General features: G+C 57.3%; 14 protein-coding genes. 8 read left to right on the top strand and 6 right to left on the bottom strand.

Translation table 11 applies throughout. The annotated features are described in order from the left end of the window. The first annotated feature begins 224 nt into the window (after window positions 1–224). Both ABLO27_RS21265 and ABLO27_RS21270 read left to right on the top strand, forming a co-directional pair. Window positions 225–1,151, top strand: coding sequence for a fatty acid desaturase (locus tag ABLO27_RS21265; protein ID WP_353035497.1), 927 nt, complete (start codon window positions 225–227; stop codon window positions 1,149–1,151). Then, window positions 1,148–1,975, top strand: a complete 828-nt coding sequence (locus tag ABLO27_RS21270) for a phosphate/phosphite/phosphonate ABC transporter substrate-binding protein (RefSeq protein ID WP_353035499.1) — start codon at window positions 1,148–1,150, stop codon at window positions 1,973–1,975. The genes ABLO27_RS21265 and ABLO27_RS21270 overlap by 4 nt, the downstream gene beginning before the upstream one ends. A gap of 22 nt (window positions 1,976–1,997) precedes the next feature. On the opposite strand, the gene ABLO27_RS21275 is transcribed toward ABLO27_RS21270, so the two are convergent. Beyond that, the gene (locus tag ABLO27_RS21275) at window positions 1,998–2,132 is read right to left on the bottom strand and encodes a hypothetical protein (protein ID WP_352941898.1); all 135 of its coding nucleotides are present in this window, start codon (window positions 2,130–2,132) and stop codon (window positions 1,998–2,000) included. A gap of 167 nt (window positions 2,133–2,299) precedes the next feature. On the opposite strand from ABLO27_RS21275, the gene ABLO27_RS21280 reads away from it, so the two are divergent. Continuing rightward, the gene (locus ABLO27_RS21280) at window positions 2,300–3,205 is read left to right on the top strand and encodes a LysR substrate-binding domain-containing protein (RefSeq protein ID WP_353035501.1); all 906 of its coding nucleotides are present in this window, start codon (window positions 2,300–2,302) and stop codon (window positions 3,203–3,205) included. A 39-nt stretch (window positions 3,206–3,244) separates the two neighbouring features. Here the strand turns inward: ABLO27_RS21280 and ABLO27_RS21285 are convergent, their stop codons facing one another. Then, entirely contained in the window at window positions 3,245–4,126 is an 882-nt protein-coding gene (locus ABLO27_RS21285) for a LysR family transcriptional regulator (RefSeq protein ID WP_353035502.1), read from the bottom strand. A gap of 154 nt (window positions 4,127–4,280) precedes the next feature. Here ABLO27_RS21285 and ABLO27_RS21290 point away from each other — a divergent pair, with 154 nt between their 5' ends. The 3 genes from ABLO27_RS21290 (at window position 4,281) to ABLO27_RS21300 (ending at window position 6,288) form a co-directional block, all read left to right on the top strand. Next, the gene (locus ABLO27_RS21290) at window positions 4,281–5,318 is read left to right on the top strand and encodes a haloalkane dehalogenase (protein WP_353036051.1); all 1,038 of its coding nucleotides are present in this window, start codon (window positions 4,281–4,283) and stop codon (window positions 5,316–5,318) included. 27 nt (window positions 5,319–5,345) lie between these two features. After that, complete coding sequence (locus ABLO27_RS21295) at window positions 5,346–5,822, top strand: SRPBCC family protein (RefSeq protein WP_353035504.1); 477 nt, start codon at window positions 5,346–5,348, stop codon at window positions 5,820–5,822. 148 nt (window positions 5,823–5,970) lie between these two features. After that, window positions 5,971–6,288 (top strand): hypothetical protein, encoded by a 318-nt coding sequence (locus ABLO27_RS21300; RefSeq protein ID WP_353035506.1) that lies wholly within the window; start codon window positions 5,971–5,973, stop codon window positions 6,286–6,288. A 21-nt stretch (window positions 6,289–6,309) separates the two neighbouring features. Here the strand turns inward: ABLO27_RS21300 and ABLO27_RS21305 are convergent, their stop codons facing one another. The 3 genes from ABLO27_RS21305 to ABLO27_RS21315 form a co-directional block, all read right to left on the bottom strand. Continuing rightward, window positions 6,310–7,686 (bottom strand): Xaa-Pro peptidase family protein, encoded by a 1,377-nt coding sequence (locus ABLO27_RS21305; RefSeq protein ID WP_353035508.1) that lies wholly within the window; start codon window positions 7,684–7,686, stop codon window positions 6,310–6,312. Window positions 7,687–7,734: 48 nt separating this feature from the next. Beyond that, entirely contained in the window at window positions 7,735–10,170 is a 2,436-nt protein-coding gene (locus ABLO27_RS21310) for a GcvT family protein (protein WP_353035510.1), read from the bottom strand. 69 nt (window positions 10,171–10,239) lie between these two features. Beyond that, a complete protein-coding gene (locus tag ABLO27_RS21315; RefSeq protein ID WP_353035512.1) occupies window positions 10,240–11,817 on the bottom strand; it encodes a trimethylamine methyltransferase family protein in 1,578 nt (525 codons plus the stop codon). A gap of 260 nt (window positions 11,818–12,077) precedes the next feature. On the opposite strand from ABLO27_RS21315, the gene ABLO27_RS21320 reads away from it, so the two are divergent. Together ABLO27_RS21320 and ABLO27_RS21325 are read left to right on the top strand one after the other, a co-directional pair. Further along, on the top strand, window positions 12,078–12,995 hold the full coding sequence (locus tag ABLO27_RS21320) for a phosphotransferase (RefSeq protein ID WP_353035514.1): 918 nt from the start codon (window positions 12,078–12,080) through the stop codon (window positions 12,993–12,995). A 57-nt stretch (window positions 12,996–13,052) separates the two neighbouring features. Continuing rightward, complete coding sequence (locus ABLO27_RS21325) at window positions 13,053–14,099, top strand: ABC transporter ATP-binding protein (protein ID WP_353035516.1); 1,047 nt, start codon at window positions 13,053–13,055, stop codon at window positions 14,097–14,099. A 12-nt stretch (window positions 14,100–14,111) separates the two neighbouring features. On the opposite strand, the gene ABLO27_RS21330 is transcribed toward ABLO27_RS21325, so the two are convergent. After that, entirely contained in the window at window positions 14,112–15,812 is a 1,701-nt protein-coding gene (locus tag ABLO27_RS21330) for an ABC transporter permease (protein ID WP_353035518.1), read from the bottom strand. Window positions 15,813–15,925 lie beyond the last annotated feature (113 nt).

Genomic DNA, 15,925 nt, shown 5'->3' on the forward strand with positions numbered 1-15,925 from the left:
TATAAGAAGCAAAGGTATTTTTAATCACCAATATGATGAATTTGTAAAACTTTGTAGAGTTTGTACCATAGTCTCAAATTGTAATCAGCACCACGTGCGCTCAAACTGGTTGGGGTAAGGACCGGCACAAGTGCGCTTTCAAGCCAGAAGAATATGCGGTCCTGCCAAGGGGTGACTTTCAAAATCGCCATTAACGCAAATGGTTGGAGCAAAGTGTGCGGGGCATGAAACTTGGGGAATGGTCGACAGTGGCCCTGATAGCCTTTACGGGCATCTCATGGATGTTGCTGGTCGGGAACTATTCGGAATTCGGAGCGTGGGTGGTTTGTCCGCTCGCCGCAATTATCGTGACGTTGCAGTCTTCCCTGCAGCATGAGGTCCTACACGGGCATCCAACCCGCAATCCGGCATTGAACGAAGCTCTGGTCTATTGTTCGCTCGGGCTGTTCATTCCCTATCGCCGGTTCAAATCCCTGCATTTGCGCCACCACAACAATGACCGCTTGACCGATCCATATGACGACCCCGAGAGTTTCTATCTTGCCTGGCGGGAATGGGACCGGTTGCCTGGTGTCATCAAGATTATTCTGAAACTCAACAACACGCTGCTTGGCCGCCTGACAATCGGACCGGCGGTGTCGCTGATCGGCTTCTATGGTTCCGAGATCCGCATGCTGCGGGCTGGCGACAAGATTGTGCTGCGCGCCTGGCTTCATCATCTTGCCGGACTTGTTCCGATTTTGTTTTTCATCGTTCTCGTTGGCGGTATGCCGGTTTGGCTTTATGCTTTAGCGATTGCTTATCCGGGAATGAGCCTGCTGATGCTGCGAACCTATGCTGAACACAGGGCTCATGAGAATGCTGAAGCGCGGTCTGTCATCGTGGAATTCTGTCCGATTTTCTCCCTGTTGTTCCTGAACAACAATCTGCATGTCGTCCACCACGCACATCCGAGGGCGCCCTGGTACAAGTTACCGGAGATCTACCGGAATGCCCGTGCGGACTGGCAGAGGCGAAACGAAGGCTATGTCTTTGCGAGCTATGTCGAGCTTGCGAAACACTATTTCTTCAAGGTGAAGGAACCGGTTGCCCATCCTCTCAGACGCACAAACCCTTCTGCAGGCCTGAATTCGGGCGAGGGAGCCTCTTGAGGCGGCGCGGATACCACCCCGTTCGCCTTGCCATGTATGACTGGCCCGAAGTGCGCCGGGAAACCGCCAACCTGGAACGGGTGCTTCACGATGCGCTGACGGATGCGCTCGGCCTGGAAGCGGATGATCTCGTTCCATGGCCTGAGGAGATCAGCGAGGCGGATATCTGGTGCCAGCAAGGCGTTCTTCTGACGCAAACCTGCGGCTATCCCCTGACCCATGCACTCAAGGGCAAGGTCAGACTGTTGGGCGCGCCTCACTATTCTGCAGATGGCTGTGAAGGTCCGCGATACTGCAGCCACCTGATTGTCCAGACAGACAGCCCGTTCGAGCATCTGCGGGACCTGAAAGACAGACGCGCAGCCTTCAATGGACCCGACAGTCAGTCGGGCATGAACACCTTCCGCCATGCCGTTGCCCGTATTGCCGGAGGCAAGGCGTTCTTCTCGGAAGTGACAAGAAGCGGCGGCCATCTGGCGTCGATGCGGATGGTTGCTGAGGGCATCGCGGAAGTTGCGAGCATTGATGCGGTTTGCTGGGGACTTGCCTGTCAGGAGATCCCCGAGCTGACGGAGCAGCTCAGACCAATTGCACAGACTGCACCGGCTTCCGGGCTACCCTTTATCACTTCCATGCAGTTTTCGCCTATGGAAGCGGATCTGATTGCCGAGACGGTCAAGACAGTTCTGTCATCGCCAGAAACGGCGAAAAGCCGCGAACGCCTGGGCATTCGCGGCTTTTCAAAACTTACGCTCGATGATTATGACGGCATTCTGCTTATGGAGCAGGAGGCCGAGGCGCTGGGATATCCGGCGCTGGCATAATCCGAGATGAAAACCGATCTGTTTAGCGAACGGTTCTCGGCTCTTTCGCAGCTTCACGCATACGCAGAGCAAAATTCATCTTGGCCAGTTCAGCAGCGGAATGGCCGGAAACAACACCCATAAGGTTGGTGCGCAGGGCTTGTGCAAGATAGGTCATGGCTTTCCCAATCCTGATATACGTTCGATTGTTGGAGATGCGGTCCACTGCATTGAAATAACGGGCCGCTTGAGTGCTATATGGGCACAATTTGCGTTTCAATCAATCGAATAGTATTCATCTATTCGTTCAAAAAAATTGAACTGAATGACTCGAAGGCCGCCAGCATGGAAAAATTGCCGAGTGCGGGTACCCCGCTTATCGACATGGAGCTTTACCGCACATTCGTTGTAATCGCGGAAACCTCAAGTTTCACAAAGGCTTCCGACCTTGTTGGGCGCACACCTTCGGCTGTATCCATGCAGATCAAGAAGCTGGAAACCCTGCTGGGTGTTGCTGTATTCGCCCGTGAAGGCCGCACAGTCCGTCTCACGCCGGAAGGCGAAGGCCTGCTTGGATATGCGCGCCGGATACTGATGTTGAACGAGGAAGCTGTTTCCCTGTTTGTTTCTCCGGACGTTGAGGGTGAGGTCCGTTTTGGGGCACCGTCGGACTTCGGAACGCGGCTGTTGCCGAACATCCTTTCCAGATTCGCCCGCTCTCATCCGGGGGTGAATGTGGACGTGCATCTGGATGGCAGTCCCAAACTGGATGAAATGGTGAAAAAGGGCGCGCTGGATCTGGCGCTCTTTACTGCGCGCCCGGGAACAGGCCTGGCAACGGGAGGTGAAGTTGTCTTCACCGAGCCGCTTGTCTGGGTGGGCCTTGAAGGTGGCATTGCCTATGAGCGCGATCCGCTGCCACTGGCCGTGTCGACACCCGGATGCCCGTGGCGCAGAGCGGCCCGAGTGGCGCTGGATGACGCGCAAAAGCCTTACCGGATCTCCTATACAAGCTTCCACAGCGCCGGACAGGAAGCCGCGCTGCTGGCGGATCTTGCAATCGCGCCGTTTCCGGCCAGCGTCGTCGAGCCTCCTCTTCAGGTTCTGGACGAGCGGCACGGTCTGCCCGAGATCGGCGACTATCACATCATCATGACCGAGCGGCCCAAGGCCGGAAAGGCGAGCCATGCTTTTGCGGAGCATGTGGAAGAATGCTTCAAGGAACTGAGTCTCAGCTTGCCGACGCAATAAGTGGCCGAGCAGCGTTTTTTTTCTCTTGAGACGCCGAGCCTATTCGGTAAATCGCTGCTTGTTGCGGGCGAAATACTCGAATGCGAAATCGACAAATGCGCGCACCCTTGCGACGCGGCGAAGGTCACCGTGATACAGCAGCCAGATATTGTAACCGTTCTGCAAGGGGATGCCCGGAACGCGGATGATGCGCGGATCAGCATCCCCGGCAAAGGCGGGAACCTTGATCAACCCGAGACCCTGCGCTGCGGCCTCGATCTGCATGGAGACTTCCGGCAACACATGCCGGACCTTCGCTTTTGGAAACGGGCTGGCTATCACCCAGTCATGAGTATCGTTCCAGGCGATCCAGTGCGTGCCATCGCCGCCATTGTCCAGAATGTTCGGATGACGTGTCAGGTAGTCGGGCGAGGCATAGATTGCCTGGACGAACCTGATCAGTTTGCGCCCCAGAAGGTCCTCATCGACATTCAAGGCAATTCGCAGCGAAATATCGGCCTCCAGCTTTTGAAGATTGGAGACACGGTTGGTTGAAATCGTTCGTACCGAGATCTCCGGATAGCTTTTCGAAAAGTCGCAAAGCATGTGGGAAAGAAGCTCGTGAGACATGACCGGTGGCAGGCTGAGGCGAATGGTTCCGGAGGGAACCAGATCCAGCCCGGAAATCTTTCGGCTGATCGTGTTGGCCTGCGCCTCCATTTCCTCTGCGGGAACGATCAGGGCTTCTCCCGATTGTGTCAGCTGCAGGCCGCTGGTGGTTCTGTCGAAAAGGCGCGTTCCAAGATCGGCTTCAAGCGCTGAAATGGCGCGGTGGACCGTGCCGTGATTGACGCCGAGCCTTTCGGCCGCCTTGCGGAAACTTCCTGTGCGCATGGCCATCAGAAAGGTTCGCAGATGATCCCAGTCCAAGTCTCTTTTCATGCGCACACCGTTATCAGAAAGCGCTTGTGAAAGGTGGATTGTTTTTTATCCACTATGGCGAGCGCAAGCCTATTCTAAATTCAAAACCAATCCACAAACTTTGTAGGCAGGTTGGGGCCATCGGGGTGTCGACCGGATCTTTCAAGTGGATGGCATGACAATGGATGACGAGCTGAAAATCGACTCGAACCGTCGCAAGTTACTTATAGGCGTTGCTGCCGGCACGGCGGCCGCAACATTGGGGCCGGCGGGTTCGGCTCTTGCGCAAACGGACACAAAACCAGATGAGCCGAATGCACCCTATGGACTAGAGATCTCACCTGACTTTCCTTTCGCCAAAAGCCAAATGGAGGTGCTTGGATCAAGCATCGCATACGTTGATGAAGGCGAAGGGCAACCTGTTGTTTTCCTGCACGGCAATCCGACCTCCTCCTATTTGTGGCGCAACATCATTCCGCACCTTCCGGAAGGCTATCGCGCCATCGCCCCGGACCTGATCGGAATGGGAGACAGCGGCAAGCCGGATATCGACTACAGATTTGCGGATCACGCTGCCTACCTGGATGCCTTTCTGGATCAGTTCGATCTTCAGAATGCTATTCTCGTGGTTCACGACTGGGGTTCTGCTCTTGGAATGCGTTATGCGCGCTTGAACCCGGACAGGATTGCCGGGTTGGTGTTCATGGAAGCGATCGTGCCGCCGGTGTTGCCTGCCGCCACCTATGCCAGCTTACCTGAGCCGATTGCTGATTTCTTCAGACTGATGCATTCCGACCAAGGAGCGGATCTCGTCCTGAACCAGAACTTCTTCGTGGAAGTCGTTCTGCCGAATAACGGAGTGCTCCGTCCGCTGTCGGAAATGGAAATGGAGCATTATCGTAAACCGTTTCCGACCGCAGAGAGCCGCAAACCTGTCCTTGTCTGGCCGCGCGAAGTGCCGATCGAAGGCAAGCCAGCCGATGTTGTAGCGGAAGTAAAGGAAAACGGCGCCTGGCTGGCGTCCAGTCCGATACCGAAGCTGATGTTCTATGCCGAGCCGGGCGCGTTGATGCCAAAAGCGGTTGCGGATCATCTGGCGGCTACGGTTCCGAACATGGAAGTGAGGTTTGTTGGAGCCGGCACACATTTCCTCCAGGAAGATCATCCGCAAGTCATCGGGCAGGGCATTGCCGATTGGTTACGTCGTCTGTGACATCTGAACTTGATATTGGAGGCTCAAATGGCAGAAATCGCCGTTTCACAAGTCGTCCGGGTACCGCTTGCCGACCTTTGGCAAAGCTGGGACCGGTTTGACGAGATATTCCGCTTCAATCCTGTCATCAACCAGTCGCCCTTGCTGCCAGGCAGCGCGAAGTCCGGTATCGGAGCCGAGCGGCACTGCAAGCATGTCGACGGCAAGACTTATCTGAAGGAACGCATTATCGGGTACTGGCCGGAAGAACATCTCGTCATCGACATATTTGACGCGAATATTCCGCTCAAGAAAGCGGTGGTGACGCTCGATTTCATGGCTTTGTCTGCGGTTGAAAGCCTTGTCACGATGCGAATTCGTTTCACGCCGAAATTCGGTCTGATCGGCTGGTTTATGACCCCGCTGATCAGGATGCAGTTCCGAAAAGGACTGACGGATCTTCTGGTGGCCAACGCGGATTTCGTTGAAAACGGTGTTGAAATTCACCCTAAGGCCGCAGCTTAAGATTAAAAGTGTATCAATTTAAGACAATCGCCCCGAAATTTCGTTCGGGGCGTTGTTTTTTCTTGGTTAACGCAGCAGAAACACTGGCGCACAAGTTAATGAAAGGTTACGATTCTCGGTAAATAAATAATTAACAGTGAGATGCGTCATGAAAATGGTTTTTAAAACGCTTCTGGCCGCAACCGGTCTCATCGCAATTCTTGGTACTGCCGCTCAAGCTGAAAGCAGCACCGTTCGAATCCTGCATAACGAACCTTACGGTGCGATTGTCACCAAAGAAGCAGGTGTTCTGGTTTTCCGTGCCGTGCCGCCGACCCGCAAGGTGATCGTCAATCCGGGTGGAAAGACACCACTCGATCTCAAATTCACAGAAGTTCGTGAGACGAACTTCGTTGCGGTGGCACCGATCTTGTCGCCTTACGAGTATGCGCGCCAACTCGGTGCCAAGATTGTCCGTGTAAAATAACACCCTTTGCTGAGTGGGCCGTCAACCAGAACGGCCCATCAGTCTATCGTCAAACGGATAACTGCTGAGCCGTTCGTATCCGGCTTCGGTGATCAATAGTTGTTCCTCAAGTTTGACGCCTTCGTGGCCGCCATGACGGCCGACATAGCTTTCCACGCACACCACCATGCCGGGTTCCAGGACACCGTCGTAGCCGCCGCCTTCCCAGTCTTCCGGGTAGGGGACCGCCGGGTATTCGTCACACAGGCCGACACCGTGAAAGAGCACGGAATAACGGTTGGCGAGGTAGTCCTGCGGCAGGCTGACCGAGTCGTGTGACAATTCCCGGAAAGTCCTGCCAGGAGCGAGAGTGGCGATGTTCGCCTCAATCTGCTCCACGGCCATCTGGTAGAGCGATTTTTGTTCGTTGCTCGGTTGGCCATCGCCACATAGCCAGGTTCTCGAGATATCGCAGCACATGCCGTAAGGCCCGACGAGGTCCGTGTCGAAGGCGACGAGATCGCCTGCCTCGATCACCCGGGCGGAGGCCTCCTGGAACCAGGGATTGGTTCGCGGTCCCGATGCGAGAAGATGGGTCTCGATCCATTCGCCTCCGCGTCTGATGTTGCCCTTGTGCAGCAGGGACCAAAGATCCCACTCGGTCATTCCGGGCGTGAGGGCCGTCTCCATCTCGCGCATGGCAGCTTCGCAGGCTGCAATCGACCTGCGCATCGCCTTGATCTCGTCTGGACATTTTATCGCACGGGCGAGTTCCATGACCTCTTCGCCATCATGGATTTCAAGACCGTGACCTTCAAGTGCCGCGACACCTTCCCGGCGGGCCTTGTCGAGCGCAATGCGTTTGTTCCCGTCGCCATATGTGCTGACGAGACCGGCAAGTTCGTCGGCCCATTTTTGCGCCAACTCTGCAGAACGGGGGCCGGCCTCGAAGTAGAACCAGGGCACCCCATGGCGCATTTCGTCGACCAGGAGATTGTGCGCCGAAAGGTGTTCGCAATTGTGAAAGTCGAAGGCGATAACCGGGCCATCCAGCGCGACGAAAGTGTAGCGAACGGCATTGTGGGTGCTCCAGACCTGCATGTTGGTTGCATCTGTCGCATAGCGGACATTCAGCGGATCGCAGAGGATCGCAGCGCCCAGATCGTTCTTCTCAAGTTGCTGCCGGATCCGCCGGAGCCGATACCTTCTGATGGCGTCGAGGTCCGGAGCATCAAGACCAAGTGCAGCCCACTCGCCCTCGGCCAGACCTCCGTAACCCAGTACATGGCGATTGAGTGCGGTTGCCTTTTCCGTGGCGTAGGCGCTCAAGGCTTCGTAGTCCGCCTGATTGCCGGGATGGACCGGGAGAACCGCCGGCATGATCTTGCGCCGGTGCCGGCCGAAATGTTCCGTGTTCATAAAGCCTCCGTTCCTCCTTCGTTGGCTTCACAAAGTTTCTTTGTGGAGTTACATGCGCATGCGTTCCGCCTTTGGATCGAACAATGGTTCCTCGATGATGGTGGCCTTGCAGCGCTCACCAAGGATTTCGATCTCGAACGCACCTGTGCTGGTATCCGTTGCCATCTCCGAAGGCACGTATCCTTGCGCGAGCGATTTGCCGACGAAATGCCCGAAGCCACCCGACGTAATCCAACCGATCACCTTGCCGTCATGCCAGATCGGTTCGTCGCCCATGACATCCGCATCGGAAGCGTCGACAACAAAGCTGACCCGCAACCGTTTCGGGCCCTCGTCAAATTCCTTCTGGGCGGCTTCCTTGCCGATGAAATCTTCCTTGCCGAGTTTCACGAAGCGACCGAGGTCCGCCTCGAACGGTCCGTAGATCGGGCGAAATTCGCGAAACCAGGTGCCGAAGTTTTTCTCAAGACGCATGGCGAGCAAAGCGCGCATGCCGAAATTCCGGATATTGAACTCGGCGCCCGCCTGCATCAGCGCTTCGTAGACCTGCCGCTCGTATTCCGGTGTCATCCAGATTTCATAGCCGAGGTCTCCGGTGTAGGTGATGCGATTGACCTTGCAGGGTGCGTTGGCGACATCCATTTCGCGGAAATCCATGAACCGGAAGGCTTCATTGGAAACATCGTCACCGGTGACTTTCTCAAGCACCTTGCGCGCGTTCGGGCCGGCAATGGACAGCCCGACCCAGCCGAGATTGATTGCTTTGAGTGTTACTGAACCGTCTTTCGGCAGATGCTGTTCGAACCAGCGCATGTGATAGATCTCGGCCTGGGAAGAGCCGAACATGTAGAACTTGTCTTCCGAGACCCGGGCGATCGTGAAGTCGCCGATCAGCTTGCCGTTTTCATTCAGCATCGGAGTCAGGATGATCCGGCCGGTTTTCGGCATGGTGTTGGTCATCAGACGGGACAGAAAACCTTCCGCACCGGGGCCGGAAACCTCGTATTTGGCGAAGTTGGCGATTTCGGTGATGCCGACGCTTTCGCGGACTGCGCGGCATTCAGCTCCAATCGGTTCAAAATCGTTGGACCGGTGGAAGGAGAAGATATCCTTTGCTTCGGTGCCTTCAGGGGCAAACCAGAGAGGCGTTTCCAGACCCCAGCTGTCTCCCATCACCGCGCCCTGGGCGAGCATTCTGTCGTAAAGCGGTGTGGTCTGGTGCGGGCGGCCCGCGGGCAGCTCTTCATTGGGGAAGCGGATACGAAAGCGGCGGCGGTAGTTTTCCTGCACCTTGGCATTCGTGTAGGAGAGTGTTGCCCAGTCACCGTATCGGGCGACATCCATGCCCCAGATGTCATAGCCCGGATCGCCGTTGATCATCCAGTTTGCAAGGGTGAGACCGACGCCGCCGCCCTGGCTGAAGCCGGCCATGACTCCACAGGCGACCCAGTAGTTCCGAAGCCCGCGCACCGGCCCGACCAGCGGATTGCCGTCTGGGGCAAAGGTGAAGGGGCCATTGATGATCTGCTTGATGCCCGCATTCTGAAGGGCCGGAAAATGCTCGAAGCCGACTTCCAGCTCCGGGGCGATGCGGTCCAGGTCGGGCGCCAGCAGTTCATGGCCGAAATCCCAGGGCGTTTCACGCGGGCTCCAGGGGCGGCTGTTCTGTTCGTAGGTGCCCAGCAGCATGCCCTTGCCTTCCTGCCGGGTGTAGATTTCCCCACCGAAATCAAGAACTCCGATCAACTCCTTGCCGGTGGCTTCGTTGTGCGCGACGACTTCCGGCATTTCGTCAGTCAGGAGGTACATATGCTCCATTGCCAGCACGGGCAGTTCAATGCCGACCATGCGACCGCATTCGCGCGCCCACAGGCCTCCGGCATTGACCACATGCTCGGCGTGGATCGTGCCCTTGTTGGTGATCACGTCCCACGTACCGTCCGGCGTCTGGACCAGTTCCTCCACCTTGGTGTGACGGTAGACGGTCGCGCCGTTGACACGGGCGGCCTTGGCGTAGGCATGGGTCGTGCCCGAGGGGTCAAGGTGCCCTTCGATCGGGTCCCACAAAGCCCCGATGAAGTGCCTTTCATCGAGCATCGGGAACATTGTCTTGGCCTCGGCGACCGAGATCAGTTCAAGGTCCATTCCCAGGTACCGGCCCTTTGCCTGGGCAAGGCGCAGGAAATCCATGCGCTCGGGCGTATCCGCCAGCATGACACCGCCGGTCAGATGCAGACTGCAGGACTGGCCGGAGATCTCTTCCAGTTCCTTGTAAAGATCGACCGTGTAGCTCTGCAGCTGCGCCACGTTCGGATCACCGTTCAACGTGTGAAAACCGCCGGCTGCGTGCCACGACGATCCCGATGTCAGCTCATCGCGCTCAACCAGCGTCACGTCCTTCCAACCGAGCTTTGTCAGGTGATAAAGAACGCTGCAGCCGACGACACCACCGCCAATGACAACAACCTGAGTGTGGGTTTTCATGAAAATCGCTCCGGAAGATCCCGCTTTTGTCTGGCGGGCGAATTGAGAAGTTTTTTGAGAAAAGATGGATCAGAAGTCGGTCGGTGCGCCGCCCTCTGCCTTCCGTCTCTCAACAAAGGCTGTGAGTTCGTCGTCAATCGCCGGGTCCAGGGCGGGCGGCTCATAAGCCTCCAGTGCCTTCTTGTAGAGCATGTTGGCCTTGTCATAAGCGATGGGACTTCCAGCCTCTGCCCAGGTCTCATAGTTGCGCCAGTCCGAGACGATTGGCGCGTAGAACGCGTCCTTGTATCGGGCCTGGGTGTGTTCGGTGCCGAAGAAATGTCCGGCCGGGCCGACATCCTTGATGGCCTCCAGCGCCAGGGCTTCTTCCGAGACGTCAAGTGGCGTCAGGTATTCGGCAATCTTCTGCAGCAGGTCGATGTCGGTGATGAACTTCTCAAAACCGGCACTGAGGCCGCCTTCCAGCCAACCGGCCGCATGTTTGATGATGTGACCACCGCCGGTGATTGCACCCCATTCCGACAAAGTGGTTTCGAGCGCTGCCTGATAGTCGACCGTATTGGCCGCGCAGACACCGGACGAGCGGTAAGGCAGGCCATATCGGCGGGCCAGCTGACCACCAACGATTGCCGCCTTCATGTATTCCGGCGTTCCGAAGGCAGGCGCTCCGGATTTCATGTCGACGTTGGAAGTAAAGCCGCCATAGACGACCGGTACGCCGGGGCGCACGATCTGGGCAAAGGCGATCCCGGCAAGGGCCTCCGCATTCTGCAATGTCAGGGCGCCGGCGATGGTGACCGGCGCCATCGCACCGGCCAGCGTAAAGGGCGTGACGACGGACACCTGTCCGGCTTTTGCCATTTCGATGAGGCCCTGCAACATCGGCGTGTCCAGACGAAGGGGAGAGGACGTATTGATCACTGTTGCGACGCAAGGCGTTTTGACAAACTCTTCCGGGCTCAGTCCATTGGCAATCCGGGCGATTTCCAGTCCGTCGAGATTGCGTTCCCGGCCGAGGGAATAGATGTGAAACACCTTGTCTGTGAGGCGAACCATGTCAGCGATGCAATCGAGATGGCGGATGGAGGCGTGAATATCCACCGGTTCGACCGGGTAGCCCATGATGCAGTGAATGATGTTGAAGAACTGCGATAGCTTCAGGAAATTCCGATAGTCCTCCTGATTGCCCGGTCGTCTGCCGTCGTCGCGGTCGACGGCGTTGGGGGCGCTGGCAACGCAGGAAAATGCAATTGCGTCGCCGCCGATCTGAAGATCATGCGCGCGGTTGCGGGCACGGATGGTGAACTCGCCCGGGGCCTTTGCAACGAGCTCTTCGACCATTGCGCGATCCATGCGAACCCGATCTTCTCCCGGCGTTACAACAGCGCCGGCAGCCTTGAGCAGCTCCTTGGCCTCTTCATGCAGGAAGTCGATGCCGATTTCTTCCAGAACACGCATGGAGGCGTCATGGATGGCTTCCAGTTCATCGGCAGACACGGCTTCCAGAGGTTTGAAAACGTGGCGGGGCTGTTTGAACGGTTTTTGCGGAAACAGCTCAGGCGTCGCTTTCTCGCCGCCTCTGCGTCGCCGTCCACGCCGCGCCGGTGCCTTTTCGCTCAAGGAACCTGTTTCGATGTCGCCCGTCATATGGTCCGCCATGTTTGTGGTTTGCGGGCGAAAGGCCGTGCTGGCGGCGTGCCCTTTGCGGCAGAAGGGGTCTCTGCACGTTATCTTCGACTGTAACTGAGAGAGGGAATTTTCCGGGCGGTCTCAGAACGACGGCGAGTGCTACAACTCCGACATGACGCCCTTCATAGGCCCTGCGGTTTCGGGAACTCGAAAGTCGGGCTTGACGAATGCCGGTCTGGCGGCGATCAAGCCAGTAGCAAGTTCAAAGAGGAATTCGTGTGAGCGAACAGCTGTCGGATACAGAACTCCTGGCGTTTCTGGAGCGTTTGCTACCGGTCAATGACTGGTCTGCCGCGCGCTTGAGGCCCTTGCCGGTGAACTACACCAGCCGTTTCTGGCGTCTGGATGCTCCGGGTAGAACCTTCGTGGTCAAGGAGTTCTTCCCCGGCAATGAAGACAATCCCCTCTATCCGACATTGCCGGAACAGGAGGCGGACGCCTTGAACGTGCTGGCCCGGCACGACCTTGCGCCTGAACTCGAAGCTTTCGGCAAATCTCCGGTTGGAACGCCGCTGCTGGTTTACGGCTATGCTCCTCCCAGGACCGACGAGATCGAGGTCGGGGAGGCCGCAGACCTGATCGGACGCTTTGCAGCGCTTAAGGAACCAGTGCCCGGACATCAGGTCGTGCCTTCCGGATTCCATGAAGTGCTGGCGCGTGGGGATGAAATGCTTGCTGCGATTCCGGAAAGCAGGAAGGCGGCAAACCTGAAAAGGCTGCGTCCGGAAGACACCGAGGTCAAGCAAAGGGACGTCGCACGTTCGCTGGTCCATCGCAGTTTCTGTCTTGGGACCATCCAGTCGACCGGCGATGGGGCAAGGCTCATCGACTGGCAGTATGCCGGGCTCGGTGACCCGGTCGAGGACATCGCCTGTTTCGTCTCCCCCGGACTGGCGATCCTTTATGGATTGCATCCGCTTGTCGCGCATGCCGAAGAGATGTTTCTGGATCACTATCCAGACAGGGGTACGATCGCGAGATTCACGGAAGAACGCAGTGCCTACCACTGGCGACTGGCTGCCTATTGTCTGTTGCGGAACGAAACGCTGATGCATTCCAACGCTCCGGCGGCACGTGCCTATGGCAGGGCTCTGGAAGAAGAAGTCGATCTGCTTCTGCGATTGCGTGCCAGGTAACAAGCCGGTTCAACCGGGCTGTAATTGTTCTGTCACAGGAGAGCGGTAACCGGAGGCATGTCCATTGAACTTGCATCCGTTTCCAAATCATTCGGTTCCCATAAAGCCTTGAACAATGTGTCCCTATCGGTTGAAGAAGGGATGTTCTTTGCCGTCCTTGGCCCGTCCGGATGTGGCAAGTCGACCTTGTTGAAATCGATTGCCGGACTGGAACCGATCGACAGCGGTGAGATTGTGCTGGGTAGCCGGCCAGTTGCTGGCGAGAAACTGCATGTGCCACCGGAACAGCGCCGGGTGGGCGTCGTCTTTCAATCCTATGCTCTGTGGCCGCATATGAGCGTGGCGGGGAATGTCGCCTTTCCGCTGGAAACTGCGGGCGAAAAGAGGGCAACTGTTACCGCCAGAGTGGCCGACTGCCTGGAAACCGTCGCGTTGACACCGTTCGGGCAGCGCAAACCGGCCGAACTATCCGGTGGTCAACGTCAGCGCGTTGCTCTTGCGCGCTGTCTGGCGCAAGGCGCCAACACGGTGCTTATGGACGAACCGCTTGCAAATCTCGATCCGCACCTGCGCAGTGCCATGGAAGAGGAATTGTCAGCCTTTCACAGGACAAGCGGTGCAACTACATTGTTCATCACTCATGACCAGCGAGAAGCCATGGCGCTGGCGGACAAGATTGCCGTCATGTGGGATGGCAGGATCCTGCAATCGGATGACCCTGATACACTGTACAGGCGGCCAAACTCAAAACGTGTCGCGGGCTTCATCGGCCGTGGCAGCATGCTCTCTGTTGCAGTTGAACAGGTGACAGGCAGTCGTGCCATTGTTGTGTTTGCCGGAAAGAAGATCGAAGTTGATTGCAGTGCTGGGGCCTGCCCCGGTTCGGGGTCGTTGCTGGTTCGCCCTGAACATCTTGTTCCAGTGCCTGAAGACGCCGGGTTTCCGGCCGATGTCACACGAACGGTTTATCGCGGAGGGGCCTGGGATGTCTTTGTTGCCGTCAATGGTGTGGTCGACCCGCTGATGCTGACGTTGCATCAGAAGACAAAAGTCGGGGAACGGCTTTGTCTGAACATCCGGCAGGGCTGGCTGTTGCCGAGTTAGTTTCCGGAAGACCTAGTCCTTCCAGGGAATGGTTCCGGCAGGAACACGGCTGGCCAGTGCATTCATGGCAAGCATGATGACGATCGTCGCCAGGACGACAACGGCTGACATGGCAGCCGCGAGGGTCGTGTAACCACCATCCTCATAGTTGAAGATGGTCGTGCCGATGGTCTCGTTTCCCGTTGACCAGAGAAGAGCGGAAACGGTGACCTCATTGTAGGCGGTCAGGAAGACGAGGATGGCGCCCGATGCGGCGGATGGCGCTGCGAGCGGGGCGAACACCTTGCTCAAGCGGCGGAAAAACCCGGCTCCTGATACTCTGGCGGCATCTTCCAGTGAACCGTCCATCTGCAGGAAAGCCGCAGCGACGGGTTTGAGCCCGACCGCGAGAAAGACCGATATGTAGGCGATCAGGATGATCCAGAGCGTGCCGTAAAGCGAGATCCCCAAGACTGGCAAGGGTTTTATGAAAGCCAGGATGAAGGCAATCGACATGACAAGGCCGGGTACGGCAAAGGCGATCTCGGACTGGGCGAGTGCAATCCCTGCCATGTGTCTCTGCCGTTTGCGTCTGTGTGCCAGAAAGTAGCCGAGCGGCAGACTGGCCGCTGCAATAAACGCGGCAGCGAGCCCGGCAATCAATGTCGAGTTTGCAAAGGCCCGCAATGTCACGGGCTGGCGCCAGAGCACTTCGTTGAAGTTCTCGGATGTCAGCGTGCTGAAGGACAGCGGCAAGCCGTAGGTCCTGACCAGCGAGGTTGCCAGCAATGAGGCTGCGGGCAGAAGAAGAACGCAGGCAACAAAGCTCCACAATAGAGCTTCAATCAAAGGCCGCTTTCGGCCAAGGGAAATTGCAAGTGGATCCTGAGGCAATCCGATCAGGGAATTGCGCATTCTGCGCTGGAGAAAACTCTGGGCGAGAATGGCCGCAAGGGCGACGAGCGCAAGGATGACCGAAATCACGGCAACATTGGGCAGAACGTCAGGTCCAAAGCTGGCAAGGCGCCGCCAGACCAGAACGGGGAGCGTGGTGTAGCGGGCTGGAATTCCGATCAGTGCATTGATGCCGAAATTGCCAAGCGATGCGACAAAGGCAAGTGCGAAACCGGCAAGGAGCGCCGGTCCGAGTAGCGGCAGAGTTATCCTGTAGAGCATCGTGAAAGCACCGGCACCGGAAATCCGGGCAGCATCGGAGAGTTCTCGCGGAAAGGAGCGGAGCGACGCGCGCACAAGGAGGAACACCAGCGGACTGTGCTGGAGCGTCAAGAGAAGCACCAGTCCCTCGCGTGAGTAGAGCGGGTGAGTGGAACCGAGTTCAGGGGCAATGCCAAGCCAGCGCAGGACCGGGCTGGCCGGTCCGAGTGCCTGGATCCAGGCGATTGCCGTCACGTGGGGCGGGATCATCATCGGCAGCAGGATCAGGAAGACCAGCAGGCCCTTTGCCCTGATGTCGGTCAGGCCGATGAGCAGCGCAAGCAAGGTGCCGAGCAAGGTGGCCGTCAAGGCGGATAGAAAACTGCTTTCGATGGAATGCCACAGCGCGCGGCGAACAGAACGGCTTTGTAGCGCTTCCAGTAGAGGGTCAAGATCAATGCCTTGCTCGCCTGAAAGACCGGTCTGAAAAAGCAGAAGAAGTGGCAGACCGCAGATGAGTGTTGCTCCGAGGACGAGCAGCAGAAGAGTTGCTTTATCAGGTGAGAGCACTGTCCGCATCAGCGATGCTTTCCATTTTTCCGTCATTCAGGACAAGTAAGGCGCAGCCGAACGCCGATCCGGAAACCAGACATACTTCGTGCTTCAAGCTCAGAACTCGGCACGAGCAGCGC

Source organism: Roseibium sp. SCP15 (assembly GCF_040329435.1).
Classification (GTDB): Bacteria; Pseudomonadota; Alphaproteobacteria; order Rhizobiales; family Stappiaceae; genus Roseibium.

What these genes read in the sequence shown, in the direction of transcription:
- ABLO27_RS21265 (WP_353035497.1), top strand. Translation starts at nt 225, where the DNA reads ATGAAACTTGGGGAATGGTCGACAGTGGCCCTGATAGCCTTTACGGGC.
- ABLO27_RS21275 (WP_352941898.1), bottom strand. Translation starts at nt 2,132, where the DNA reads ATGACCTATCTTGCACAAGCCCTGCGCACCAACCTTATGGGTGTTGTT.
- ABLO27_RS21280 (WP_353035501.1), top strand. Translation starts at nt 2,300, where the DNA reads ATGGAAAAATTGCCGAGTGCGGGTACCCCGCTTATCGACATGGAGCTT.
- ABLO27_RS21285 (WP_353035502.1), bottom strand. Translation starts at nt 4,126, where the DNA reads ATGAAAAGAGACTTGGACTGGGATCATCTGCGAACCTTTCTGATGGCC.
- ABLO27_RS21290 (WP_353036051.1), top strand. Translation starts at nt 4,281, where the DNA reads ATGACAATGGATGACGAGCTGAAAATCGACTCGAACCGTCGCAAGTTA.
- ABLO27_RS21295 (WP_353035504.1), top strand. Translation starts at nt 5,346, where the DNA reads ATGGCAGAAATCGCCGTTTCACAAGTCGTCCGGGTACCGCTTGCCGAC.
- ABLO27_RS21300 (WP_353035506.1), top strand. Translation starts at nt 5,971, where the DNA reads ATGAAAATGGTTTTTAAAACGCTTCTGGCCGCAACCGGTCTCATCGCA.
- ABLO27_RS21305 (WP_353035508.1), bottom strand. Translation starts at nt 7,686, where the DNA reads ATGAACACGGAACATTTCGGCCGGCACCGGCGCAAGATCATGCCGGCG.
- ABLO27_RS21310 (WP_353035510.1), bottom strand. Translation starts at nt 10,170, where the DNA reads ATGAAAACCCACACTCAGGTTGTTGTCATTGGCGGTGGTGTCGTCGGC.
- ABLO27_RS21315 (WP_353035512.1), bottom strand. Translation starts at nt 11,817, where the DNA reads ATGACGGGCGACATCGAAACAGGTTCCTTGAGCGAAAAGGCACCGGCG.
- ABLO27_RS21325 (WP_353035516.1), top strand. Translation starts at nt 13,053, where the DNA reads ATGTCCATTGAACTTGCATCCGTTTCCAAATCATTCGGTTCCCATAAA.
- ABLO27_RS21330 (WP_353035518.1), bottom strand. Translation starts at nt 15,812, where the DNA reads ATGCGGACAGTGCTCTCACCTGATAAAGCAACTCTTCTGCTGCTCGTC.